The following is a 23311-nucleotide window of genomic DNA, read 5'->3' as shown; positions in this document are numbered from 1 at the left end:
CGAACTTTACACGTTAATCCGGGTGTGCAGGTATCGCCCAAGTACATATTCATGACTAATTCAGCTATTCAGATTTCCGTTGTCGTCCCGCTTTTCAATGAAGAGGAGTCTCTGCCAGAGCTCAGTGAGTGGATTGCGCGGGTCATGACTGAGAATAATTTTACATACGAAGTTCTTTTTATCGATGACGGGAGCAAGGATCGCTCATGGGAAGTAATCTGCGATTTATCGTTGAAAAACCCGCATATTAAGGGAAGACGTTTTGTTCGTAATTATGGTAAAACAGCTGCTTTACAAACTGCTTTTCAGGCTGCGCGTGGAGATGTAGTGATCACGATGGATGCTGATTTACAGGATAGTCCTGATGAAATTCCGGAACTTTACCGGATGATCACAGAAGACCGCTATGATCTGGTTTCAGGCTGGAAAAAGAAAAGGTATGATCCGATCACCAAGACGATCCCGACTAAAATTTTCAATGCTGCAACAAGAGGTATTTCCGGCGTGTCGCTGCACGATTTCAATTGTGGTCTGAAAGCATACCGGAAAGACGTGGTTAAAAATGTCACGATTTATGGTGAAATGCACCGGTATATTCCTGTAATTGCCAAATGGAATGGGTATGGAAAAATAGGGGAGAAGGTCGTTCAACATCAGGCAAGAAAATACGGTTACACAAAATTCGGCCTTGAAAGGTTCGTTTTTGGCTTCCTCGATTTGCTTTCGATTGCGTTCGTGAATAAATTTGGTCGGCGTCCGATGCATTTATTTGGCAGCCTCGGAACGCTTATGTTTTTTCTTGGAACAGTCATTGCCTTTTGGTTACTGGGTACCAAAATTTATAAAATCTATATTTCGCACGAACAATATCGGAATGTTACAGAAAATCCACTGTTTTTTCTTGCGCTCGTTGCCATAATGGTCGGGTCGCAATTATTCCTGGCAGGCTTTTTGGGGGAATTATTTGTTAAGCAGTCCATATCAAAAACCGGAGACTATCTGATATCAGAAAAGGCTGGTGAGTAGCAGTTAAATATTAAACAATTAAACAGATTCATATACCTATTACCATATAATGAACGCAAACGTACACAAAGCCCACCCATGGCATGGAATTCCGATGGGCGAAAATGCACCTGATCTTGTAACCGCATTTATTGAAATCGTTCCTACGGATACCGTTAAATACGAAATTGACAAACAGACCGGTTATTTGAAAATTGACCGTCCTCAGAAATATTCCAACATTGTTCCGGCACTTTACGGATTTATTCCTAAAACATATTGTGCAGACAAAATTGCTGCACTGGCAAGAGACAGATCTGGCAGAGACGTTACCGAAGGTGACGGAGATGCGCTGGATATTATCGTTTTGTGTGAAAAAATCATCTCTCACGGAGATATCATGTGCCAGGCGAAACCAATCGGCGGTATCCGTTTGATCGATGGCGGCGAAGCTGATGATAAAATTATTGCTGTTTTGAAAGGCGACGAAGTTTATGGCGCTTATTCAGACATCAGTGAGTTGCCGCAAGGAATTGTTGAGCGTCTGAAGCACTATTTCCTTACTTATAAAAACCTTCCGGGCGAAAAAGCACACATTGAAATTACCAATGTATATGGCCGCGAGGAAGCGCACGAAGTGATCATGACTTCGGTTGAAGATTACAAAGATTCGTTCTACTGAATACCTGAGCTACCTCAGGTACGGAGCAAGAAAGAAGCTTAGGACCAGGTTCCGAGCAGACTGATAGTTAATAATATAGCCGCCCCGGATACGGGCGGCTTTGTTTATTTGTATCTTTGTGCAAAATTTTCAAAAAAGGTGAATCTTTCGTGCCTGGCGACATCAAATTTTGTTAATTTCCAAACTGGGAAATTTGCAGGATCAGGTGGTGGCAGGTTATAAAATAATGTAATGAGTAATATAGAGGAAATTAAGAAAAGGCGCACATTCGCGATCATTAGCCACCCGGATGCAGGGAAAACAACACTAACTGAGAAATTGCTGCTTTTTGGAGGAGCGATCCAGACGGCTGGTGCGGTAAAATCCAATAAAATTAAAAAAACGGCAACTTCCGATTTCATGGAAATTGAGAAGCAGCGTGGAATTTCGGTGGCGACTTCGGTAATGACTTTCGAATACCGCGATTTGCTGATAAACATTCTGGATACACCGGGCCACAAAGACTTTGCTGAGGATACCTATCGCACGCTGACGGCTGTCGATAGTGTAATTTTGGTGATCGACTGCGTGAAAGGTGTGGAAGAGCAAACCGAAAGGCTTATGGAAGTTTGCCGGATGCGTAATACGCCAGTAATCGTTTTTGTGAATAAGCTTGATAGGGAAGGACAGAATCCGTTCGAACTGCTTGATGAACTTGAAACGAAATTAGGTATCCGTGTTCGTCCGCTCACCTGGCCGATCAACATGGGTGCGGATTTTAAAGGTGTTTACAGTTTATTTGAACAAAAACTCTATTTCTTTAAGATCAATAAAACAAAAATCGAAAGTAATGTCGTTGAGATAAATCTTGAAGATGACAAACTTGAAGAACTTCTTGGATTGAAAGATGCCGTGCAATTGGTTGAAGACGTGGAACTCGTTGATGGCGTTTATGATAAATTTTCGAATGAAGCTTACGCAAGTGGACAATTGGCTCCTGTTTTCTTCGGTAGCGCGATCAATAACTTTGGTATCAAAGAACTTCTGGATACATTTTGCGAAATTTCCCCACTTCCTCAGCCCCGTCCGACAGACGTGAGAGAAGTGGAACCGACCGAATCAAAATTTAGCGGTTTTATATTCAAAATTCACGCAAACCTTGATCCACGCCACCGAGACAGGATCGCCTTTTTAAGAATTTGTTCCGGTAAATTTGAGAGGAGAACTTTTTATCATCACGTAAGATTGAACAAAGACGTGCGTTTTGCGAGTCCGTTCACCTTTATGGCCTCCGATAAAAGTGTGATGGATGAAGGTTTTCCAGGTGATGTTGTCGGGTTATACGATACAGGAAATTTCAAGATTGGCGATACCTTAACAGAAGGCGAAAATTTTAATTTTGCAGGTATTCCAAGTTTTTCACCTGAGATTTTCAAGGAGCTGATCAACCTGGATCCAATGAAATCCAAGCAATTGGAAAAAGGTATTCAGCAGCTAACCGATGAAGGTGTTGCGCAGCTATTCAACCTGGATCTTGGAAACCGGAAAGTGGTAGGAACGGTGGGAGAGCTTCAATTTGATGTTATCCAGTATCGACTTGAACATGAATATGGTGCAAAATGCCGCTGGGTTCCAATGAACATTACCCGCGCTTGCTGGCTGACGGCTGATGAAAAATCAGCAATGGATGAATTTATCCGTTTGAAAGGAAACCAGATTGCTTTTGACAAAGATAGAAACCCCGTTTTCTTCGCAGAATCCGATTGGATGATCCGTATGAACCGTGAGAATAATCCAAAAATACATTTCCATTTTACGTCTGAGTTTAAGACAGAGGTGGCTTTGTAATAGTAAGGCTCCTTTATCGGAAATACCCGGAAGTTTTTCTGTCACCCCGTCGGGGTTGTGGCTTGATTTCATTCCTTATTTCTATAATACTAACATCCCTTAGGGATTATTCCCATAAGAAATATTTTGGAAAAAGGATATCAAAGTGACTTTTGAAGTCAACATGTTTTTAATTATACCAGCAAGTGATCGCTGAATTAAAACTCCGTAGTAAACCTGTTGTCGTCCATGGTGAAAACAATACGAACAGGCAATTGCTGGATTAAAAAACCGAAGGGTTGATATTATTATAGAAAAAATCTCCACTTCGCAGAATTTGATTGGATGATCTTTATAAACCGTGAGAATAATCTAAAAATACATTTCCATTTTACGTCTGAGTTTAAGACGGAGGTGGCTTTGTAACAGGAAGGCTCCTTTATCGGAAATACCCGGAAGTTTTTCTTTCAACCCGTTGGGGTTGTGGCTTGATTTTATTCCTTATTTCTATAATACTGACATCCCTTTGGGATTATTCGCAGAAGAAATATTTTGTAAAAAGGATATCAAAGTGACTTTCGATGTCAACATATTTTTAATAAAACGGACAAGTAGTCGATGGGTTTAAAACTCCGTAGTAAACCTGTTGTCGTCGATGGTGAAAACATACGAACATGCAATACCTGGATTAAAAACCCGAAGGGTTGATATTATTATAGAAAAAAACTGTACGCTCTAAAACCTTAACCCTGAAAGGGTGACAGAATATTATAGCTCTTCCTGACTGAAAATGTTGTTAATCGGGAAGAGCTTTAATATGCAATATTGGTTAACGCTAATTCCTTGGCCCTCTGCCCATTCCGCCATTTTTTCTCCGCTCTTCCATGGCAGTTTTGTATTTTTCCTGTTGTTCAGGCGTTAATACTTTTTGCAGTTCTGTGTTGAACGCTTCCATGGATTCCCGCATTTTAGAACGGTCTGCGTCCTGAGAATTTCTGACTTCGTCCATTTTCTGAGCACGGGATAAGTTCAGGGCGTAAACTTGCTTTTGCTGCTCATCCGTAAGTTTCAAACTTTCAGTTAAAGTCTTGGTCTGATTTTCTGCTCTTGCTTCTGCCGTCATTTTAGCGTTGCCACGCTGCGCAAATGCGGAGATACTAACGAATGCCAGCATCATGGCGATTATTCCTTTCTTCATGTGTTTTAAGTTTAAATACCCGTCTTAGAGATGGATTTTTAAAGAAGGTTTAATCTGTAGAGAATTATTTGTGGAAGTGATGGTTTTTGAAAAATAATCGGGAGAAAAGATTGGCCGATACTGAAAGTAGTTTAGTTGCTTTTTCAGCTAAGATGAAAACAAAAAAAGCTCAGATTTCTCTGAGCTTTTTGCGGTCTGGACGGGACTCGAACCCGCGACCCCATGCGTGACAGGCATGTATTCTAACCAACTGAACTACCAAACCAATAGCTTCAATCTTTCAATAAACTTGGCGGTCTGGACGGGACTCGAACCCGCGACCCCATGCGTGACAGGCATGTATTCTAACCAACTGAACTACCAAACCAAGTTACTTTCGCCCGTCGTTCCGGGTTATTGTGGTGCAAAACTAGTATTATTATTCTTGAATACAATACCTGATGCAAATAAAATGTTAGTTAATTTGCAAATAAAATTTCTAATAACCAAATCTGTTCTGGTTATCAAATAGTTGTAATTTGAAAAAAATGACAAAAATAAAGCAGATCACACAACAGCTTGAAAAATTAGCGCCGATACCGTACCAGGAAAGTTACGATAATGCAGGATTAATCGTGGGTGATCCGGAAACTGAGATTACAGGAATTCTTTTTTCTCTTGACGTAACCGAAGAAATCGTTGCGGAAGCAATTGATAAAAACTGTAATCTGATTGTCGCGCATCATCCCATTGTCTTTAAAGGGCTGAAAAAACTTAATGGAAACAACTATGTTGAGCGGACTGTGATCAAAGCTATAAAAAACGACATTGCGATTTATGCGATTCATACCAATCTTGATCATGTGGCCCAGGGCGTAAACTGGAAAATTGCAGAAAGGCTGGAACTTTTGAATGTTAAGGTATTGGCACCAAAAAAAGAACTTCTATCAAAACTGACATTTTTTGTTCCGGTTAAAAATTCGCAAAATGTACTCGATGCACTTTTCGAAGCCGGGGCAGGAGAAATCGGGCAGTATAAAAATTGTAGTTTCAGGACAGAAGGCATAGGCACTTTTCAACCCGGTGAGGCTGCAAATCCGGTGATTGGCTCGCGCGGACTAAATGAAGAAGTTGCTGAACACAGAATTGAGGTAATGTTTCCCTCATATCTCGAATCAACAATTTTGTCGGTACTAAAAAAGAATCATCCGTACGAAGAAGTTGCTTACTATCTTCAGTTACTGGAAAATGAAAATCAGGAGGTTGGCGCAGGTGCTGTTGGTGAGCTGACAGAGCCTATGGATCCGAAGGAATTTTTACGTTTTGTAAAAGATCAAATGCACACTTCGGTGATCCGGCATACCATTCCGTTAAATAAAAAAATACAACGTATCGCAGTCTGTGGCGGGGCAGGAAGTTTTTTGTTGCCAAACGCAATTCGTGCCAAAGCAGACGTTTTTATTACAGCGGATTATAAATATCATGAATTTTTTGATGCCGATAATCGCATAATGATCTGTGATATCGGACATTTCGAAAGCGAAGTATTTACGAAAGATTTATTATACAACTATTTATCAGGAATTTTTAGTAATTTCGCACTCTGTTTGTCAGAAGTCAATACGAATCCGGTGCGATATTTTGTTTAGAAAACCATTTTTCAGCAAGTAAGTACCGAACTAGTAGGAAGAAGAGATTCAGTTTAAGTCCCACTCATATAATACGCATTGAAACAAGTCCATTAAAGACATACATGGAAAACACAATCGCACAAAAATTAGACGCTCTCCTGAAACTTCAGGAAATTGATTCAAGCCTGGATGAAATCAGAAAAACCCGTGGCGATCTTCCTGAGGAAGTTAGAGATCTGGAAGACGAAATCATCGGTTTTGAAACGAGAATAGGAAAATTCAAAAGCGAAATCGCTGCTTTAAATAGCGAAATTGACAACTTCAAAGGCGCTCAAAAGGATGGTGAAAAACTGATCAAAAAATACAAGGATCAGCAAATGAATGTTCGCAACAACCGCGAATATGATGCCATCACAAAGGAAATCGAATTGCAGGAACTTGACATGCAGTTGGCTGACAAGAAAATCAACGAAGCCAAAGCGCGTATCAGATTGATCGAGGATGATGCAAATCGTGCGGAATCTACTTTGAACGAAAGAAACGAAGATTTAAAAGCTAAAAAAGGCGAACTTTCTTTGATCACCAGCGAAAGCGAAGCAGAAGAGAAAACTCTTTTAGGCGATCGTGAAAAGCATACCAAAAAAATCGAAGAGCGTTTATTGAAATCTTATCAGAAAATTCGTGATAACTCAATGAACGGTCTTGCGGTGGTGCACGTATCGCGTGGTGCTTGCGGAGGCTGTTTCAGCATCGTTCCTCCACAAAGACAAGCAGACATCCGTGAACGTAAAAAACTGATCGTTTGTGAACATTGCGGAAGAATCCTGGCTGACGTGGAAAGCGTTGAACCAGTTCATCAACGTCGCTAGTCGTTAGAAATATTTTTATAAAAGGGTTGTCTCTTGCCAGACAACCTTTTTATTTTTTTGGTATAAGCTGTTTTCAGCGAGATACCCTGATCGGTTTAGCTTCAAAAGCCGGTCCTGATAAATTAAAATTTCCGGATATTATCAGGAATTGAATTCCTAAACATTCTGTGCTTAAATTTGTCGCCGCTGTCCGGAATTATTTCCTCATTCAGTGATGCAATTGTATTAACCATCGGCAACTTCCCTTGAAAATATCGCGCTTTTTTATAGTCTTTTTATTTCTGGTTACACTGCAAACAAAAGCAGATGACATTATTCATGACGTAATTTTCAGTCCAAAACTGCAACGGGCTTATTTTGATATACAGAAATTAAAAATTGAATCTGCACGTACGCTCATTGATGAAGAAAGAAAAATAAACCCTGCCAACGGACTTATTCAGTATTTGGATAATTATGCAGACCTGCATTATCTGCTGATCAGTGAAGATAAAAAAGCCTTTAAGGCGTGGAGTGAAAGGGAAGATTTAAGACTGGCTGCCCTTGCCAAACTTCCAAATACTTCTCCTTACAAACGTTTTTTTCAGGCTGAGATCCGGTTACACTGGGCTTTTATCAAAATGAAATTCGGTAATGAAGGAAGTGCTTCCTGGGACGTTATCAAAGCATACCGGATTGCAGAGGAAAATAAAAAACGTTTCCCGAAATTCCGTCCGACGTTAAAAACATTAGGATTGCTTCATGTGTTAATTGGTTCAGTCCCTGATAACTATACCTGGGTAACAAAAATTCTCGGGCTGAAAGGAAATATTAAACTGGGAATTGAAGAAATTCAGCTTGTTCAGCGTGAGGAGCCATTTTTCCAGCAGGAAAGTCAGTTGATAAATCTTTTGCTTCATGCCTATACCTTGCAGCTGAGTGATGACCAACAAACTTTATTAAAACAATTACCCAAAAATCAGCCTGATAATTTACTGTTGCATTTTTTTGCCACTACAATTTTGATGAAGGAGGGCAAAAGTGAAGAGGCACTCTATTATCTTAACCACGGCCCAACGGGTGAAGAATACATTGATTTTCCATTCCTGGATTATTTGAGAGGAGAAATAGCCCTGCAAAAAGGTAAGTATGACATAGCTAATTTTTTTTACACCAAGTTTCAGAAACGGTATAAGGGATTCAACTATATCAAAGACAGCAATATGAAGCTGTTCATGACGCGTTGGCTGGGCAATCGTGATGCAGACGCGGTGCCGTATATGAAACTTGCAGCTACGACCGGAACCACGATCATTGAAGGTGACAAATTTGCGTTGAGGCTGGCGGATGAATTTGAAGAAGGGAAGCTTCTGCCGGAACAGAAGATACTATATAAAGCCCGTTACGCAACGGATGGTGGATATCTGACAGAAGCCTGGGATTTTATTGATAATTACACAGAAATGTCTTTCAATACGGTCAGTGATAAAGCGGAGCTTAATTATCGCAAAGGCAGGATTCTTCAGAAGATGGATCAGATCGAAAAGTGTACGCCTTACTACGACCGCGCTATTTACCTGACGCAAAATACTCCATTTACTTTCGGACCATCCGCCGCCCTTCAAATGGGCTATATTATGCGTGACAAAAAACAGAATTCCGTCGCGATAAATTATTTTAAAAAGGCGATGGCTTATAAAAAACACGAATATAAAAACAGCATCGACAACAAGGCAAAGGCCGCACTGACTGAGTTGGGTCAATAAAATCCTCCATTACTTATTTGTCAATTCCACGTCATAGGGAATAAAGTTTTCTATGTCAGAAGATAATACCTACAATCCGAGGAAAATACTGAGTTGGGCGGAGGAAGACCGGCCGCGCGAAAAGCTTATCTTAAAAGGCAGAGCAGCGTTGTCTGATGCCGAACTTATTGCAATCCTGATCGGCTCAGGGACAGTCTCACTCTCTGCGGTTGATGTCGCCAAAGGAATCATGAACTCGGTCAATAATAACATCAGCGAACTCGCGCGTCAGGGGATCAAAGATCTGATGAAAAATAAGGGGATCGGCGAGGCAAAAGCCATCACCATCATGGCGGCTATGGAACTTGGGAGGCGACGTAATGATATTCCTGAAAACCGGCGCCGGCATATTAAATCATCAACAGACATTTACGATGAAATGAAACCACACTTGATGGACAAAGCCCATGAAGAATTCTGGATTATTCTTTTGAACCGGGCAAATGAAGTGATCAAATCAGTCGCTGTGAGCGTTGGCGGAATTTCAGGCACGGTTTGTGATCCAAAAATGATTTTCAACCATGCTCTGGAAAATAAGGCGAGTGGCATAGTGCTTGTGCATAATCACCCGTCGGGCCAGTTAAAGGCCAGTATCGCAGACATAAATCTGACGGAACAACTGAAAAAGGCAGGACAGCTTCTAGACCTTCCGATCCTGGACCACGTGATATTCACAGATAAAGGATTTTATAGCTTTGGTGATGAAGGGATTTTTTGAATTAAAATATCAGCTCTTTTCTAACAATACCTTCGAGTTCACTGTATGGAATCGTAAACGAGATATCACCACGGGCATAGGCAGCAATTTCGTAAGGATTGTAATAAAAAAAGATGCCTTCCTTTGTTAACGCATAGTTCGCGGGTAGAAAAAATTTATGATTAGACAGAAAATATCCTGCTCCTTCAAGATTTGTCGTATCACCCAGATTTTCAAGTTTTCTGAACGCTTTTTCAACCTTCTTCAGTAAAGCCGTAGTATCAGAAATAAAAGATTTGATATTCTTTTCTTCACCCGTTTTTGTATCAAAAATATAATAAGACCGGAAGCTATTCGGATGCGCACCTCCCAGAAAAGCATAATGATCAAATTGATACTGGATAATTTTAGCAGAAGTCATGACGGTATCTCCCTTCAATTCAATTTCCCAGCATCCTGGTGCTTCCGGGAAATCAGCCTTGAATTTTTTATAATTACTATCAAAAATGGCAAACGCCGATTCAACCGTTTTATCTGATCCTGGTTTTGGAGGATTTCCACTTAAATCAGCATTGTCATTAATTCGATCAATGATTTTTTTATTCAGGAATGCGTGCATTTCGGAATAAAGCGAATCCGTAACCACAGGCTCCCACACGTTAACTTTCAGACTTACTCCTCCGCTTATCGTGTCGCATTTCCCTAATTCAATTTTGTTGAATTTTCCAACTCTTGGTATCAAACGCACCTCTTCTTTTTTTGAAGAAGGTGTGCAGGATGTGTAAAAAACAGCTGTCAGCAGTATAATTAAATGGGAAATGCGCATGAATACGAGGTTGATGAAGTGAATTTTGGACAAAAAAAGCACAAGTTTTAAGCTTGCTAACTGCTTAAAACTTGTGCCAAAATTATTTATAGGCTCATTAATTCCTTGAAACGGATCGCCTGGCGGCGGGAAATTTCAATTTTATCCCCACCTTGCAGCGTTACCAAAAGTCCACCGCTGAACCATGGTTCGATTTTTTCGATCCAGTGCAGGTTTATAATATGTTTACGGTTTGCCCTGAAATAGGTTCCGGAATCAAGCCGCTCTTCCAGGTTATTAAGTGATTTTAGTACCAACGGTTTCTGATCATCAAAATGCAGGCGTACATAGTTACCCATGGATTCGAACAAACGGACTTTTCCAAGTTTTACGAACCAGCATTTTTCGCCGTCTTTTACAAAAACCTGATCGTTTTCTCCAAGGATTTTTTCAACACGTTCGTTGTTTCCTGCTGATGTTTCAGGCGCGGCCTGATTTTCTTCAATACGGTGAATAGTTTCCTTTAAGCGCTCATTATCAATTGGTTTTAACAGGTAATCCAGCGCATTATACTCAAAAGCTTTGATCGCATATTCATCGTAAGCAGTCGTGAAAATCACTTCCGGCGTTTTTCCTTCGATAGAAGATAAAAGCTCGAAGCCATTTTTTCCAGGCATCTGAATATCAAGAAATAATAATTCAGGCTGTAATTCATCGATCATTACCAGCGCTTCCTCGGCGTTGGCAGCCTCCCCGATAATTTCGATTTTAGTGTACGGTTCAAGTAATCTTTTCAGTTCATTTCTTGCTAGGCGTTCATCATCAACAATAAGCGTTCTCATGGCGGATTTTTGGGGATTGTTTATTTATTAAAATCTTGAATCGATTTCTGAGTTTGACAGGAATTGATAGGTTATAACTAACTTTTTATTACCTTCAGTCAACCTGCAAAAGCTGCATTTGATCTGAAAGTGTCGGGATGCGAACTTCTGAACAAACAACGCCTTCTTTTTCCTGATATATCTTAAAGGAAGCACCTTTGCCATAAAGTATGGAAAGTCGCTCCGCAGTATTTTTTAATCCAACCCCACCCGAATCCGTTCCTTCCAGATTCCCCGTATTCCTGATTTTTATAATTAAAACATCTTCTTCTATTTCGGATTTTACTTCCAGAAAACCACCATGCATTTCTTTGGAAACGCCGTGTTTGATACCATTTTCTACCAAAGTCTGTAACATCATTGGGGGAACCTGCCAATATACCGCCTGCGGGCTAGACTCAATCGTATACTTCAAACGCTCTTCGTAACGCACTTTTTCCAGTTCGAGATAATCTTCGACTGTTTTTAGTTCTTCCTGCAAATCAACTGTTTTCCGGCGGTCAGCAAGTAGCGAATTTCGTAAAATATTAGATAATTGTGTAATGCTGATCTGCGCCTTGGACGGATCTTCATAAACCAACGCGCGAATACTGTTCAAAGCATTAAAGGTAAAATGCGGATTGAGCTGCGACCTGAGCACTTTCGCCTCAGCTTCACGCATGGAAGTTTTCAGCATTATTTTTTCAAAATCAGTCAGCCGGTTCTGTTCAACATAATGGTAAACCGTATAGGACAGTATCCAGGCTGTTAAATTTTTGCACCATCCGGCATAATAATTCCAGAACACGAACGGCTGGTTCATCAGGTTTTCTTCCAGGATCTTTCGGTCGAGCGGCAAATTGACGACAGTCATGATGAGCCCAAGGAGCATCACAGAAAAACCGACACGGAGCGCAAGTCTGGGCAAGGGTAAAGTCGACCAGTTCCAGCGCCGGATCACGAGCCTGTACAAATGCGTCAGCGTGATACCGAGCAGTATATTGGCAAGGCTACTGTATAAATTGCTGAGATCAAAGCCATATTCAAGCGTGTACAACACAAATTCGTACATGATCAGTGTTGTCCAGCCTACAATTTGTAAGGTCCAGTAAATTTTCCTTTTGGACATGCTTTAAAGTTTACAGCAAAATGTTCACAACGATTCCACAAAAATATAGAACAGCTGTCAGCTTTCCGTCATAAATACATCAAAGGAATTGAACCAACACAAACGGTCTTTTATAAGGTTTGAGGTATTTCCAGCGAAAGTAAGTGGGTCGTGTCGTTTTTTACTTCCAGTTCAAAACGTTGGGTATCGTAAGAATAATTGATGCGGTATAAACAAAGATTGCTATGTTCATAGTCGTCCATGTGGATCAGTGGCTGGTTAAAAAGTGTTGTGAGCAACACACGCATAGCGCGTCCATGCATGGCAATCAGGATATTCCTTTCATGAGGGCGGGATAAAATGGTGTCAATCACAGGAATCTGACGGTCGCGCACCTGGATCGGGCTTTCTCCTCCATCCGCAGCACGGTTAAAATCGCCGGCTTTCCAGGCCAGTACCAGGTCACGATAATAGGAAGAGTCGCCGGTGTTAGGCTCTTTGCCCTCACGTATTCCCCAGGAAATTTCATTTAACCCTTCATATTTTTCGAAAGGAATTCCCTGATTGATAAATCCGCGGACAGATTGTTGTGTGCGCTGTAAGTTAGAAGTATATATTTTGTCAAACGGAACGTGTTGGTAAGCATTGAAAAAAGCAGCCGATTGCGCTTCTCCCCATTCATTCAGCATAGAATCTACGCCGCTTCCCTGGACAACTCCCTTACGATTGAGATCGGTTTCACCGTGGCGAATGAGATATATAGACTTTCTTTTCAAAATAATTGTATTATTTAAATATTATTTTTGCAAATACCTTGTTTTTGACTAATATAGCAGATACAAATTTATATAATTTTTAGATATGTTTACAACATCCATTTCACTGGAAGCAGTTCAATCTTTTAGCAAGAACACAATCGCCAGTCATTTAGGAATTGAATTCACGGAAATAGGAACAGATTATATTGTAGCGAAAATGCCGGTGGACCATCGGACACATCAGCCTTTTGGAATTTTACATGGCGGTGCTTCTGTTGTACTCGCAGAAACTTTGGGGAGCATTGCTTCGTTCTTATGTCTGAAGGATCCCGATAACCAACATGCGGTGGGTTTGGAGATAAATGCGAATCATTTGAGGTCAGCCAGAGAAGGATTTGTTTATGGCCGGGTTACACCGATTCATGTTGGTAGAACAACGCATATCTGGGATATCAAGATTACGAATGAAGAAAATAAACTGGTTTGTATCAGCAGGCTCACGGTGGCCATTGTGAATGCAAACCGATAAATTATTTGTAAAATTGATCATTTGAGATGGCAAGCGGGTGGCAACCTGTAAAAGATTTATTTTAATGATTTCAACGAATATAAAAACTGCTCATTCGGTCTTGGCACAGTTTGAAGCAGAAGAACTCTGGTCGGCAGCTAGGGATTTGGGATTTCCCTGTGTTTTATGGAAACTTCCCCATACGAACGAAATTAGATTGCTTATCTCGGTCAGAGAAGGCATACGAAGTTGTCAGCCGGATCTGGAAAAACTTTCTTCCGGATTTATCATCAGTCCTTTTCACTGGAAAGAGGAGAATGAGGTTCTTTACATGGAAGGCGACATTATCGCATTTTATTCGGAAACCGGGCAATTAAATCATGTGGACAATTTATTGGGAGAAGAGCATCCTGAAATTGTCAAATTGGTGAGAGCTGCGTCGGATATTAAAATGAATACAGTTTTGGCTTCTGCAATTAATGTGGGCGTCTTACTTTCTGCCATTCCCGATGAGGAAACAAAAGTCCGTTTTGAAAGAACTGTAGCGCTGGCGGTGTCGGCAATTAAACAAAAACAATTTCACAAGGTTGTTTTGTCAAGAACAAAGAAATTAACTTATACAGATCAGTTTCAGCCAGCGAAGGCTTTCCAAAAAATTGCAAAAACGTACGGACATGCTTTTGTTTCACTCGTCAATTTGCCTGAGCAGAAAGAACTCTGGCTTGGTGCAAGCCCGGAATCGCTGGTTCAGCAAAAAGCAGATGGGACTTTCAAAACCATGTCATTGGCCGGAACTCAGAAAGCGAGAGAGAACGACGGAAATCTTATTCCGAAATTTGATATTCGCTGGGGAGAAAAGGAAATCGAGGAGCAGGCACTTGTAAGCCGATATATCATTGAATGTTTTAAAAAAATAAGGTTACGGGAATATCTTGAAACCGGCCCAAAAACTGTGTGGGCAGGCAATCTATATCACCTTCGCACGGATTTCGAAGTGGATACCAACGCGCTTAATTTTCCGGAATTACCTTCTGTTATGCTTCGCCTGCTTCATCCTACTTCTGCTGTCTGCGGCGTGCCTAAAATTCCAAGTCTTCAATTCCTCAATGATATTGAAGGATATGACCGGTCGTTTTATAGTGGATTTTTGGGGCCGGTCCAGGTGGAAGGAGAATCTAACTTATTTGTAAACCTTCGTACCGTTCGTCTGAAAGATCAGATTGCGACATTTTATGCTGGTGCAGGAATTACGGAGGATTCCATTCCTGAAAGAGAGTGGGAAGAAACCGAGATGAAATGTGAGACCCTTTTGAAAGTCATCGCAAAAGATTTTTAAAAAAAATTACAAACCTGCATTAAACTTTTATAGTAGAAAACCATCTAACCGGTATTACCTTTACATAACATCCACCAAACGAACACGTTTTGTGGATGTTCTCTATTCCTAACAAAACAAAAATTCAAAAAACCCCTGAAATAGTACTACTTTATGAATCGTAACCTTCCCAGACCAAATATTTTATGTAGGTCTTTTTTTGTTAATCCAAACTTTTCTCCTTTGATTCTGGTTTTTTTCTGCACTTTTATTTTGTCATGCGGAGAGAAAAAAGATACCTTCAAAAAAAATAATGGTAAGTCTGATGCAACGGTCGTTGACGTTATTATCGCTTCGCGGGAAAATGTCAGTGATAAAGTTGAGGTAAACGGAACGGTGGTGGCCAATGAATTTGCGGAATTAAGACCAGAAGTGAGTGGTTTACTCACTTACCTGAATGTGCCGGAAGGAAAGACGATTCAAAAGGGTACTGTTATTGCGCGTATCAATAATGCAGATTTAACAGCTCAGCTGGAAAAATCAAAAGTAATGCTGGATATGGCCATCAAAACCGAGGAAAGGCTTGCAAAACTTATTGCTGTGAATGGTGTAAATCAGGCGGATTATGATTTGGCAATCAATACTTCCAACTCGTATCGGGCTGACATTGTTTACCAACAGGCTTTGATCGATAAAACAATCATTCGTGCGCCTTTCACAGGTGTTGTTGGTTTAAGAAAAGTTAGTGCGGGTACTTATGTGTCGCCGACAATGGTTATCGCAACGATGCAGCAGCTTAATAATTTGAGAATAGATTTTACGGTTCCGGAAGTATATCAGGATTTTGTAAAAAAGGGTAGAACGGTTGACGTTGTCATTGATCAGGATGGAAATGTCCAGAAAGCGACAGTTATCGCGACTGAACCGCAGATCGATCAGAGTACCAGAAATATTACTGTAAGGGCAACTTTGAGCGGAGCATTATTTAATCCGGGTTCATTTGCAAAAGTGTATCTGAATGCGGGCGCGCAGAAAAGCAGCATTTTAATTCCCACAAACTGTATTATTCCTGAATCAAGAAATAAGAAGGCTGTTGTGGTAAAAAATGGCAAAGCTTCTTTCGTAACGATAGAAACAGGTGTTCGTAAAGCTGATTTTGTTGAAGTTACCAAAGGTATCAGTGTAGGAGATTCTGTCGTTGTTTCCGGGGTATTGTTCGCCCGTCCCGATTCGCCAGTGAAAGTGAGAACAGTGAAAAACCTGAAGACATCAACAACAACAGCCGAATAAAAGACGGAAAGTTGCCCATTCTTTTGATATCCAACCTATGAATATTTCGGAATTATCGCTGAACCGGCCAGTCCTTGCCGTGGTTATGAACCTGCTCATCATCCTTTTTGGTGTAGTTGGTTATAACTTTTTGTCACTACGGGATTACCCCGCCATTGATCCGCCCATTGTTAACGTCCGCACCAGCTACACCGGTGCAAATGCTGACATCATCGAAAGCCAGATCACTGAGCCACTTGAAAAAAGTATCAACGGTATTCCTGGTATTAAAACGATCAGCTCTTCCAGTCAGATCGGTGCCAGTAACATCACGGTGGAATTCAACCTTGAAATAGATCTCGAAGCCGCTGCTAATGATGTGCGGGATAAGGTGAGTCAGGCTCAGCGAAATCTTCCACAGGATATTGATGCCCCGCCAGTTGTAAGTAAGGCCGATGCAAACAGTGATTTTATTCTATTGTTAGCCGTTCAGAGTCCGTCAAAAGGACTTTTGGAATTAAGTGAATATGCAGAAAATGTATTGCAGCAAAGTCTTCAAACGATAGACGGCGTAAGTGCGATTAATATTTTTGGTCAAAAACGTTACGCCATGCGCATCTGGATTGACCCTGATAAAATGAGTGCTTACAATGTTTCATTCAATGACATCAATACAACCCTGAGCGCAGAAAATGTTGAATTGCCGGCTGGTAAAATCTACGGAAATCAGACTGAATTGACGATTCGTACGATGGGGCGCCTGACTACCGAAAAGGAATTTTCCGATCTGATCATCAGAAACGACAGTACCGGCATTGTTCGTTTGAGTAATGTGGCCAAGGTTGAGCTCGGTCCTGAAAATGAAGAGCAAAGCTGGAAATACAACGGGGTTTATGCAGTAGGATTAGCAGTAATACCGCAACCGGGAGCTAACTACGTGAAAATATCAGATACTTTCAACGAGCGTCTTGCTGAAATTGCTAAAACGAATAAGTCAGATATAACCTTTAACGTCCTTATTGATAACACGCGTCTGGTTCGTCAGTCGGTGGAAGAAGTGGAAGAAACGCTGATCATTTCTTTTGGACTTGTTGTTATTGTTATTTTATTCTTCTTCCGGAATTTCCTGGTGGCCGTTCGTCCATTGATCGATATTCCCATTTCATTGGTTGCGACGTTTTTCGTCATGTATATGTTTGGTTTCTCCATCAACATTCTGACACTTTTGGGGATTGTTCTTGCAACCGGACTTGTGGTGGATGATGGTATTGTAGTAACTGAGAATATTTTCCGAAAGCTCGAAGAAGGTCTCCCCATCAGGGAAGCGGCGCTGGAAGGTAGTAAGGAGATTTTCTTCGCGGTAATTTCTACATCCTTAACCCTGGCAGTGGTATTCCTGCCGGTTATTTTCCTTGAAGGTTTTGTGGGTAGTCTTTTCCGGGAATTTGGTATTGTGGTAGCTTCTGCGGTATTGATTTCAGCATTTGTATCGCTGACGATCACGCCGGTTTTGAACGTTTATCTTAACAGAAAGGACTCCGGACACGGTTGGTTTTATAACAAAACCGAACCTTTTTTCACAGGGATGGAAAATGGTTATAACAGATTGTTGAAAGGTTTTATCAAAGTTCGCTGGATGGCCTGGGTTCTAGTCCTTGCCTGTGTGGGGTTAATTTATTTTACGTATACCCATTTACAAAGCGAGCTGGCGCCGATGGAAGACCGGAATAGTATCCGTCTGAACATGTCGGCACCGGAGGGAACAAGTTTTGATCAGATGCTGGGCATTTCTGATGAGGTGGTGAATTACTTAAATGATTCCATTCCTGAACGTCAGTTTGTATTTGCTTCAACGCCGGGATTTGGGGGTGCCGGTATGAATGCATCCTCAGGACGAATCGGTTTGGTGCCGTCTTCTGAACGGATCAGGAGCCAGAATGATATTACAACAGCGATTAATAAGCAGCTTCCAAGATTCAACAACGCACGTATTTTTGCAGTTCAGGAACAAACGATTGCGGTGGGTATTGGATCCCGTGGTGCCTTACCCGTGCAGTTTATCCTGCAAAATCTCGATTTCGCCAAGTTAACTGAGGTTATGCCTAAATTCCTGGAAGAAGCCAGAAAAGATCCTGTTTTCCAGAATGTCGACGTGAACCTTAAATTTAACAAACCAGAAGTTTCTCTTACAATCGACCGTCTGAAGGCGAAAGATCTCGGCCTGTCCACAGCAGACGTAGCAGCCACAATTCAGGGAGCGTTTAGCGGAAGACGATTGGCTTATTTTATCAGAAATGGTCAGCAATACCAGGTGATCGGCCAGGTTGAACGTGCTGAACGAGACAAACCTGCTGATATTGAAAAACTTTATGTTCGAAATAACCGCGGACAAAATATACCTTTAAGTGCCGTTGTTAAGATGGAAGAACAAAGCGGCCCGCCAACTTTGTACCATTACAACAGATATAAAAGTGCGACAATCTCTGCTTCGCTTGTTGAAGGTAAAACGGTTGGGGACGGTGTTCTTGCCATGAGAAATATTGCAAACAAACTTCTGGATGAAACGTTCCAAACTTCACTGAGCGGCCCTTCACGGGACTATGAAGAAAGTTCTTCAAACACAAGTTTTGCATTTGGACTTGCACTTTTACTGGTATACCTGGTTCTTGCCGGACAGTTTGAAAGTTTTACTGATCCGTTTATTATCATGATTACCGTTCCTCTGGCCTTAGCCGGGGCGCTTCTGAGTCTGTATATTTTTGGGTTGACGATTAATATTTTCTCGCAAATCGGGATGATCATGCTGATCGGGCTTGTAACCAAAAACGGTATTCTGATCGTAGAGTTCGCTAATCAAAAACGGGAACATGGCATGGAACGTCTTCCGGCAGTTATCGAATCAGCAACCCAGCGTCTGCGTCCGATTTTAATGACCAGTCTTGCGACTGCATTCGGAGCGCTACCGATCGCTTTGAGTCTTGGTGCGGCTGCAACCAGTCGTGTCCCGCTCGGCGTAGTGATTGTGGGCGGACTAACATTTTCGTTGATACTAACGTTATTCGTAATCCCTGCGATTTACACGTTCATTTCGCCGAAAACCAATAAACACAGAGAACAAACGGCAGCGGCAGAAGAAGCTGTTGTGGCCTAGATCCTAAATCATTTAATCATCATAAGTCAATTGGTTTTGCATGAACCCGCTAACAAACCTGAGTATTAGTATTAAAATTGCATTTTTAATGTTGATGACCGGAGCACCGGCCATTTGTCAACAAACCACAGATTCTCTTCGTATCACTTTGGATGAAGCAATTTCCATCGCTTTGAAAAATAGTCTGGAAATCCAGATTGCGAAAAATGATGTGGAAGCGAATACGATACTGAATAATTATGGGGTCGCTGGTGGTTTGCCGCTGATTGCCGCAACTGCTTCCAACACCGAACAAGTTCAAAATATCACACAGGAACTGCAGACCGGGGGAGGGACCAGCAGGCGGGGAGCGGAAGGTAATAATACCCAGGCGGGGGTGACAGCCGGAATTCTTTTGTATAACGGAAAAAGGGTCGTGGCTACAAAAAAGCGTTTGGCAGAACTGCAATATCAAAGCAGCGAAGTTTTGAATTCTCAGATCCAAAACACAATTGCGGCGGTAATGACAAGTTATTACGACGTGGTGCGACAGATTGGTTATATTAATACCGTCCAGTTTTCAATTGATGCATCTAAAAAAAGACTGGAAATTATTCAGGTCCGTCAGGCTGCGGGTATGGCAAATAATGCTGATTTGTTTCAGGCCCAAATAGACCTTAATACATTAACACAGACTTTGATAAATCAACAGCTTGCCGTAGATGTTGCTAAATCCGAATTACTGAGATTGCTGACGCTGGATCCAAAATCGCCGCTTTCGATAAAAGATACGATTCTGGTTGAGCAAGGTTTACAGATTGAAAATGTGCTGGATAAAATTGCCGTTAACTCCGATATCAAAGCGGCGGATAACCAGATCCGTATTGCAGAACTGATCGTGCGTGAAACCGCTGCTCTCCGTTATCCTACCGTCAGACTGAACCTTGGCTATAATTTCGTTAGAAACCAGAGCACTGCCGGTTTTACACTTCTAAACAAAGTATCAGCGCCAAGTGCCGGTATCACCTTGGCCGTACCGATTTATAACGGAAGTACTTTCAGGCGTCAGCAGCAAGTCGCGGAAATAAATACCTCAACAGCTAAAACGCAAAAACAAGTATTGATCCGTGACTATTCTGCGCAGGCTGTGAAAATGTTCCAGACTTACCGTCGTTCCCTCGAACAGCTTGAAGCACAAAAGGCCAATTATAAACTCAGCCAGCAGCTTTTAGATCTTACGTTGCAACGTTTTCAGTTAATTCAAGCCACCATTATTGATGTAAGAGAAGCACAGCGCAGCTTTGAGGAAGCAGGTTACCGCCTTATCAACCTGAACTACGCCGCCAAATCCTCGGAAATCGAACTGAAAAGACTGACCAATACGCTCATGTAATTCTTTTCACCACTAAGAATTCATTTTAACCATCTAAGACATTTAAGAAAATCTAAGTCAATAAAACTTAGGTTTTCTTAGGTTTCTCAGATGGTTTATCATTTCAGCCGCGACCAACTTACAGTATGGTGAACCATTAGGTGGTAAATGCCGGTTTATAGACTTATCTTTGCTGCAAACTTGATATAGAATGCTTTTTATAGGAAAATATAATAACCTGACTATCCTGCGCGACACGAGTGTAGGTTTCTTTTTGGGTGATGTAGAAGGGGAAGAAGTTTTGCTTCCCAATAAGTACAAGACGGATGACATGCAGATTGACGATGTCATCAGGGTTTTTGTATACAATGATTCTGAGGATCGTCCGGTTGCTACGACCGAAACACCCAAGATTGTGCGTAATGAATTTGCCAATCTTGAAGTGAAAGATGTTTCTGAACACGGCGCATTTTTAGACTGGGGTTTGGAAAAAGATCTTTTTGTTCCTTTCAGAGAGCAGTCTACACCGATGGAAATTGGCGAATGGTATGTCGTTTTTCTTTATCTGGATCAAAAAACTTCCCGGCTTATCGCGACAACGAAGCTTGACAGATATCTTGAAAATGAGCGTTTGCTTGTCAAGGAGGGTGACGAAGTAGATATTATTGTATGGAAAAAAACGGACCTTGGATATAATGTTGTTGTCAATCAATTCCATAAGGGGTTGATCTATGCCAATGAAGTTTTCAAACCAATTGCTATTGGTGAGTCGCTTAAAGGATATGTCAAAAAGATCCGTGATGAAAACCGACTGGATATCAGTCTTGAAAAACAAGGATATGAAAATGTTGTAGAGCCATCTGCGCAGCGTATTCTTGACGATCTGAAAAAGAACAACGGTTATCTGAATCTATCAGACAGCAGTGCGCCGGAAGATATTAACAGGCAATTGGGTATCAGCAAAAAGGTGTTCAAAAAAGCAATCGGCGGATTATACAAACAAGGTCTGATCCGTATCGCCGACGATGGGATTTATTCTCTGGGTGAAGATTGATATTTATGTGATACAGTTTAAAGAGCCGCCGCCAGGTGCAAAAGAAAGAGGGCCACAGAGAAAATGAAATTCTGTGGCCCTCTTTTCTTCTCTGCGGTACCCTGTGTAACCAAATACTACTTCTGACCGTATTTCTCCTTATACTTTTCGTAAAGACGTTTTTGTTTATCATCCAGATTGACTTTCCCTCCTTTGATGAAAGCCATCTGAACAGCATTTCCGCGCATATCGAGCATATCACCGTTGGTAACGACGAAGGAGGCGTGTTTTCCCTTTTCCAAAGTGCCCACGTACGGATCAATGCCCATTATTTCTGCGGGATTTTTGGTGATAAATTGTAATGCTTCTTCCGGCGTCACATCACTGAATCCTGAGGATGTACCTGCCAGATAAGCGATATTTCGCGTTCTCCACCATTCTTCCGCATACGTGATCGCAACTTTCACGCCGGCCTTGTGTAATATACCAGGCATTTCATAGGGCAGATATACATTTTCGTCCGTTCCGTTTGGAAGACGGTGTGCAGCATTTAACACCACCGGAATATTATGCTCTTTCAGAAATCCGGTTATTTTGTTAGCCTGATCTCCACCGACGATTACAATCTTTTTCAAACCAAATTCCTGTGCAAATCTTACCGATTCAATAATATCCTTCGCATATTCAGCACGGATATACAAATTTGCTTTGCCATTAAAAAGATCCTTCATGGCTTCCAAACGCATGTTCACAGCCGCAGGTTTGGCGGCTTCATAATATCCCTTTGCGTCAGCAAATGTCGTGCGGAACAGGTCTATGGTTTCCTGGCGCTTTTCATTTCTTTTTACAGAAGTTGAAAAATCTTCATAATTGAAACTCGTTGCTAAAAACGGAGGCCAGTTAATCCAGATTCCGTCATCTTTTTTCAAAACTGCATCCTCCCAATTCCATCCATCAGAATAAAATACGGAAGATGACCCTGAAACAATCCCGCCTTGCGGCACGGCCTGAGATAACAAAATTCCCGCATTCCGTAAGGTTGGAATCACTTCGGAATCAGCATTGTACGCAACTAAGGAACGGACATGCGGGTTAATATCGCCAACTTCTGCGTAATCAAGCGTTGCGCGAACGGATGCAATTTCCTGAATTCCAACTGTCGTATTCATCGAAATAATACCCGGGAAAATATGTTTTCCTTTGATATCAATAATTTCTGCATTGGCATTTGAGGTGTGTGAACCGGCAGCGCCCACGTGGGTGATCAACCCTTTGTCAAACGCGATAACACCATTTTCGATTATCTGGCCATTTCCGAGATGAATCGTTGCGCCGGTCAATACCATGGGTTTTGCCTGCGCTTTTGCCGGTGCCGGGTTTTGTGCCCGGACTGAAAAATGAAGGCAAAACACAATGACCAGACTGGATAGTGTAGCAACTGGTTTTATAAATTGATTTATTTTCATAAGAGAATCTTGAATAAGTAAATGAAGGAAGAATCC

The 23311-nt window shown here is 41.5% G+C and carries 19 protein-coding genes and 2 tRNA genes; 13 read left to right on the top strand and 8 right to left on the bottom strand.

From position 1 onward, the window contains the following. Positions 1-51 precede the first annotated feature (51 nt). From AC1XUO_RS11460 to AC1XUO_RS11450, 3 genes are all read left to right on the top strand, one after another. Positions 52-1026: a glycosyltransferase family 2 protein gene (locus AC1XUO_RS11460; protein ID WP_483329919.1), complete on the top strand. Its 975-nt coding sequence runs from the start codon at positions 52-54 to the stop codon at positions 1024-1026. Positions 1027-1075: 49 nt separating this feature from the next. Next, positions 1076-1687 (top strand): inorganic pyrophosphatase, encoded by a 612-nt coding sequence (locus AC1XUO_RS11455; protein WP_235151340.1) that lies wholly within the window; start codon positions 1076-1078, stop codon positions 1685-1687. A 231-nt stretch (positions 1688-1918) separates the two neighbouring features. Continuing rightward, on the top strand, positions 1919-3514 hold the full coding sequence (locus tag AC1XUO_RS11450) for a peptide chain release factor 3 (protein ID WP_483329917.1): 1596 nt from the start codon (positions 1919-1921) through the stop codon (positions 3512-3514). Between the two features lie 814 nt (positions 3515-4328). Here AC1XUO_RS11450 and AC1XUO_RS11445 read toward each other — a convergent pair. The 3 genes from AC1XUO_RS11445 to AC1XUO_RS11435 all read right to left on the bottom strand — a co-directional run bounded on the left by AC1XUO_RS11445 (position 4329) and on the right by AC1XUO_RS11435 (position 5058). Continuing rightward, on the bottom strand, positions 4329-4691 hold the full coding sequence (locus AC1XUO_RS11445; RefSeq protein ID WP_483329915.1) for a hypothetical protein: 363 nt from the start codon (positions 4689-4691) through the stop codon (positions 4329-4331). Positions 4692-4882: 191 nt separating this feature from the next. Then, a tRNA-Asp gene (locus AC1XUO_RS11440) sits at positions 4883-4956 on the bottom strand. 25 nt (positions 4957-4981) lie between these two features. Further along, positions 4982-5058, bottom strand: a tRNA-Asp gene (locus AC1XUO_RS11435). A gap of 160 nt (positions 5059-5218) precedes the next feature. On the opposite strand from AC1XUO_RS11435, the gene AC1XUO_RS11430 reads away from it, so the two are divergent. The 4 genes from AC1XUO_RS11430 (at position 5219) to radC (ending at position 9672) form a co-directional block, all read left to right on the top strand. Further along, on the top strand, positions 5219-6319 hold the full coding sequence (locus AC1XUO_RS11430) for a Nif3-like dinuclear metal center hexameric protein (RefSeq protein ID WP_483329914.1): 1101 nt from the start codon (positions 5219-5221) through the stop codon (positions 6317-6319). A gap of 104 nt (positions 6320-6423) precedes the next feature. Continuing rightward, positions 6424-7170: a zinc ribbon domain-containing protein gene (locus tag AC1XUO_RS11425; RefSeq protein ID WP_235151344.1), complete on the top strand. Its 747-nt coding sequence runs from the start codon at positions 6424-6426 to the stop codon at positions 7168-7170. 245 nt (positions 7171-7415) lie between these two features. After that, entirely contained in the window at positions 7416-8915 is a 1500-nt protein-coding gene (locus AC1XUO_RS11420) for a hypothetical protein (protein ID WP_483329913.1), read from the top strand. A gap of 52 nt (positions 8916-8967) precedes the next feature. Then, the gene (gene radC, locus AC1XUO_RS11415) at positions 8968-9672 is read left to right on the top strand and encodes a RadC family protein (RefSeq protein ID WP_483329912.1); all 705 of its coding nucleotides are present in this window, start codon (positions 8968-8970) and stop codon (positions 9670-9672) included. A gap of 1 nt (position 9673) precedes the next feature. Here radC and AC1XUO_RS11410 read toward each other — a convergent pair whose 3' ends face one another. The 4 genes from AC1XUO_RS11410 to AC1XUO_RS11395 all read right to left on the bottom strand — a co-directional run bounded on the left by AC1XUO_RS11410 (position 9674) and on the right by AC1XUO_RS11395 (position 13200). Continuing rightward, positions 9674-10477, bottom strand: coding sequence for a DUF3298 and DUF4163 domain-containing protein (locus tag AC1XUO_RS11410; RefSeq protein ID WP_483329911.1), 804 nt, complete (start codon positions 10475-10477; stop codon positions 9674-9676). Positions 10478-10563: 86 nt separating this feature from the next. Further along, a complete protein-coding gene (locus AC1XUO_RS11405) occupies positions 10564-11298 on the bottom strand; it encodes a LytR/AlgR family response regulator transcription factor (protein ID WP_483329910.1) in 735 nt (244 codons plus the stop codon). A 94-nt stretch (positions 11299-11392) separates the two neighbouring features. Next, positions 11393-12445 (bottom strand): sensor histidine kinase, encoded by a 1053-nt coding sequence (locus AC1XUO_RS11400; protein ID WP_483329909.1) that lies wholly within the window; start codon positions 12443-12445, stop codon positions 11393-11395. Between the two features lie 110 nt (positions 12446-12555). Beyond that, on the bottom strand, positions 12556-13200 hold the full coding sequence (locus tag AC1XUO_RS11395) for a histidine phosphatase family protein (RefSeq protein WP_483329907.1): 645 nt from the start codon (positions 13198-13200) through the stop codon (positions 12556-12558). A gap of 85 nt (positions 13201-13285) precedes the next feature. Here AC1XUO_RS11395 and AC1XUO_RS11390 point away from each other — a divergent pair, with 85 nt between their 5' ends. The 6 genes from AC1XUO_RS11390 (at position 13286) to AC1XUO_RS11365 (ending at position 21830) form a co-directional block, all read left to right on the top strand. Next, on the top strand, positions 13286-13711 hold the full coding sequence (locus tag AC1XUO_RS11390; protein ID WP_483329906.1) for a hotdog fold thioesterase: 426 nt from the start codon (positions 13286-13288) through the stop codon (positions 13709-13711). A 64-nt stretch (positions 13712-13775) separates the two neighbouring features. Continuing rightward, positions 13776-15026: a chorismate-binding protein gene (locus AC1XUO_RS11385; protein WP_483329905.1), complete on the top strand. Its 1251-nt coding sequence runs from the start codon at positions 13776-13778 to the stop codon at positions 15024-15026. A gap of 153 nt (positions 15027-15179) precedes the next feature. Beyond that, positions 15180-16295 carry an efflux RND transporter periplasmic adaptor subunit gene (locus tag AC1XUO_RS11380; protein WP_483329904.1) on the top strand — a complete coding sequence of 372 codons (1116 nt, stop codon included), beginning with the start codon at positions 15180-15182 and terminating at the stop codon, positions 16293-16295. Between the two features lie 37 nt (positions 16296-16332). After that, a complete protein-coding gene (locus AC1XUO_RS11375; RefSeq protein WP_483329903.1) occupies positions 16333-19425 on the top strand; it encodes an efflux RND transporter permease subunit in 3093 nt (1030 codons plus the stop codon). Between the two features lie 40 nt (positions 19426-19465). Then, on the top strand, positions 19466-20797 hold the full coding sequence (locus tag AC1XUO_RS11370; protein ID WP_483329902.1) for a TolC family protein: 1332 nt from the start codon (positions 19466-19468) through the stop codon (positions 20795-20797). A gap of 190 nt (positions 20798-20987) precedes the next feature. Further along, a complete protein-coding gene (locus AC1XUO_RS11365; RefSeq protein WP_483329901.1) occupies positions 20988-21830 on the top strand; it encodes a CvfB family protein in 843 nt (280 codons plus the stop codon). A 116-nt stretch (positions 21831-21946) separates the two neighbouring features. On the opposite strand, the gene AC1XUO_RS11360 is transcribed toward AC1XUO_RS11365, so the two are convergent. Further along, positions 21947-23275, bottom strand: coding sequence for an amidohydrolase family protein (locus tag AC1XUO_RS11360; RefSeq protein ID WP_483329900.1), 1329 nt, complete (start codon positions 23273-23275; stop codon positions 21947-21949). Positions 23276-23311 lie beyond the last annotated feature (36 nt).

The sequence above is a fragment of the Dyadobacter sp. HNCC25DJ186 genome (genome assembly GCF_056895235.1).
Note: the sequence above shows the minus strand (reverse complement) of the source record. Positions and strands in the feature narration are given on the sequence as shown.

Bases quoted from the DNA above. Each gene is read 5' to 3' on its own strand.
- AC1XUO_RS11460 (WP_483329919.1), top strand. From the start codon at position 52: ATGACTAATTCAGCTATTCAGATTTCCGTTGTCGTCCCGCTTTTCAAT.
- AC1XUO_RS11455 (WP_235151340.1), top strand. From the start codon at position 1,076: ATGAACGCAAACGTACACAAAGCCCACCCATGGCATGGAATTCCGATG.
- AC1XUO_RS11450 (WP_483329917.1), top strand. From the start codon at position 1,919: ATGAGTAATATAGAGGAAATTAAGAAAAGGCGCACATTCGCGATCATT.
- AC1XUO_RS11445 (WP_483329915.1), bottom strand. From the start codon at position 4,691: ATGAAGAAAGGAATAATCGCCATGATGCTGGCATTCGTTAGTATCTCC.
- AC1XUO_RS11430 (WP_483329914.1), top strand. From the start codon at position 5,219: ATGACAAAAATAAAGCAGATCACACAACAGCTTGAAAAATTAGCGCCG.
- AC1XUO_RS11425 (WP_235151344.1), top strand. From the start codon at position 6,424: ATGGAAAACACAATCGCACAAAAATTAGACGCTCTCCTGAAACTTCAG.
- radC (WP_483329912.1), top strand. From the start codon at position 8,968: ATGTCAGAAGATAATACCTACAATCCGAGGAAAATACTGAGTTGGGCG.
- AC1XUO_RS11410 (WP_483329911.1), bottom strand. From the start codon at position 10,477: ATGCGCATTTCCCATTTAATTATACTGCTGACAGCTGTTTTTTACACA.
- AC1XUO_RS11405 (WP_483329910.1), bottom strand. From the start codon at position 11,298: ATGAGAACGCTTATTGTTGATGATGAACGCCTAGCAAGAAATGAACTG.
- AC1XUO_RS11400 (WP_483329909.1), bottom strand. From the start codon at position 12,445: ATGTCCAAAAGGAAAATTTACTGGACCTTACAAATTGTAGGCTGGACA.
- AC1XUO_RS11390 (WP_483329906.1), top strand. From the start codon at position 13,286: ATGTTTACAACATCCATTTCACTGGAAGCAGTTCAATCTTTTAGCAAG.
- AC1XUO_RS11385 (WP_483329905.1), top strand. From the start codon at position 13,776: ATGATTTCAACGAATATAAAAACTGCTCATTCGGTCTTGGCACAGTTT.
- AC1XUO_RS11380 (WP_483329904.1), top strand. From the start codon at position 15,180: ATGAATCGTAACCTTCCCAGACCAAATATTTTATGTAGGTCTTTTTTT.
- AC1XUO_RS11375 (WP_483329903.1), top strand. From the start codon at position 16,333: ATGAATATTTCGGAATTATCGCTGAACCGGCCAGTCCTTGCCGTGGTT.
- AC1XUO_RS11370 (WP_483329902.1), top strand. From the start codon at position 19,466: ATGAACCCGCTAACAAACCTGAGTATTAGTATTAAAATTGCATTTTTA.
- AC1XUO_RS11365 (WP_483329901.1), top strand. From the start codon at position 20,988: ATGCTTTTTATAGGAAAATATAATAACCTGACTATCCTGCGCGACACG.
- AC1XUO_RS11360 (WP_483329900.1), bottom strand. From the start codon at position 23,275: ATGAAAATAAATCAATTTATAAAACCAGTTGCTACACTATCCAGTCTG.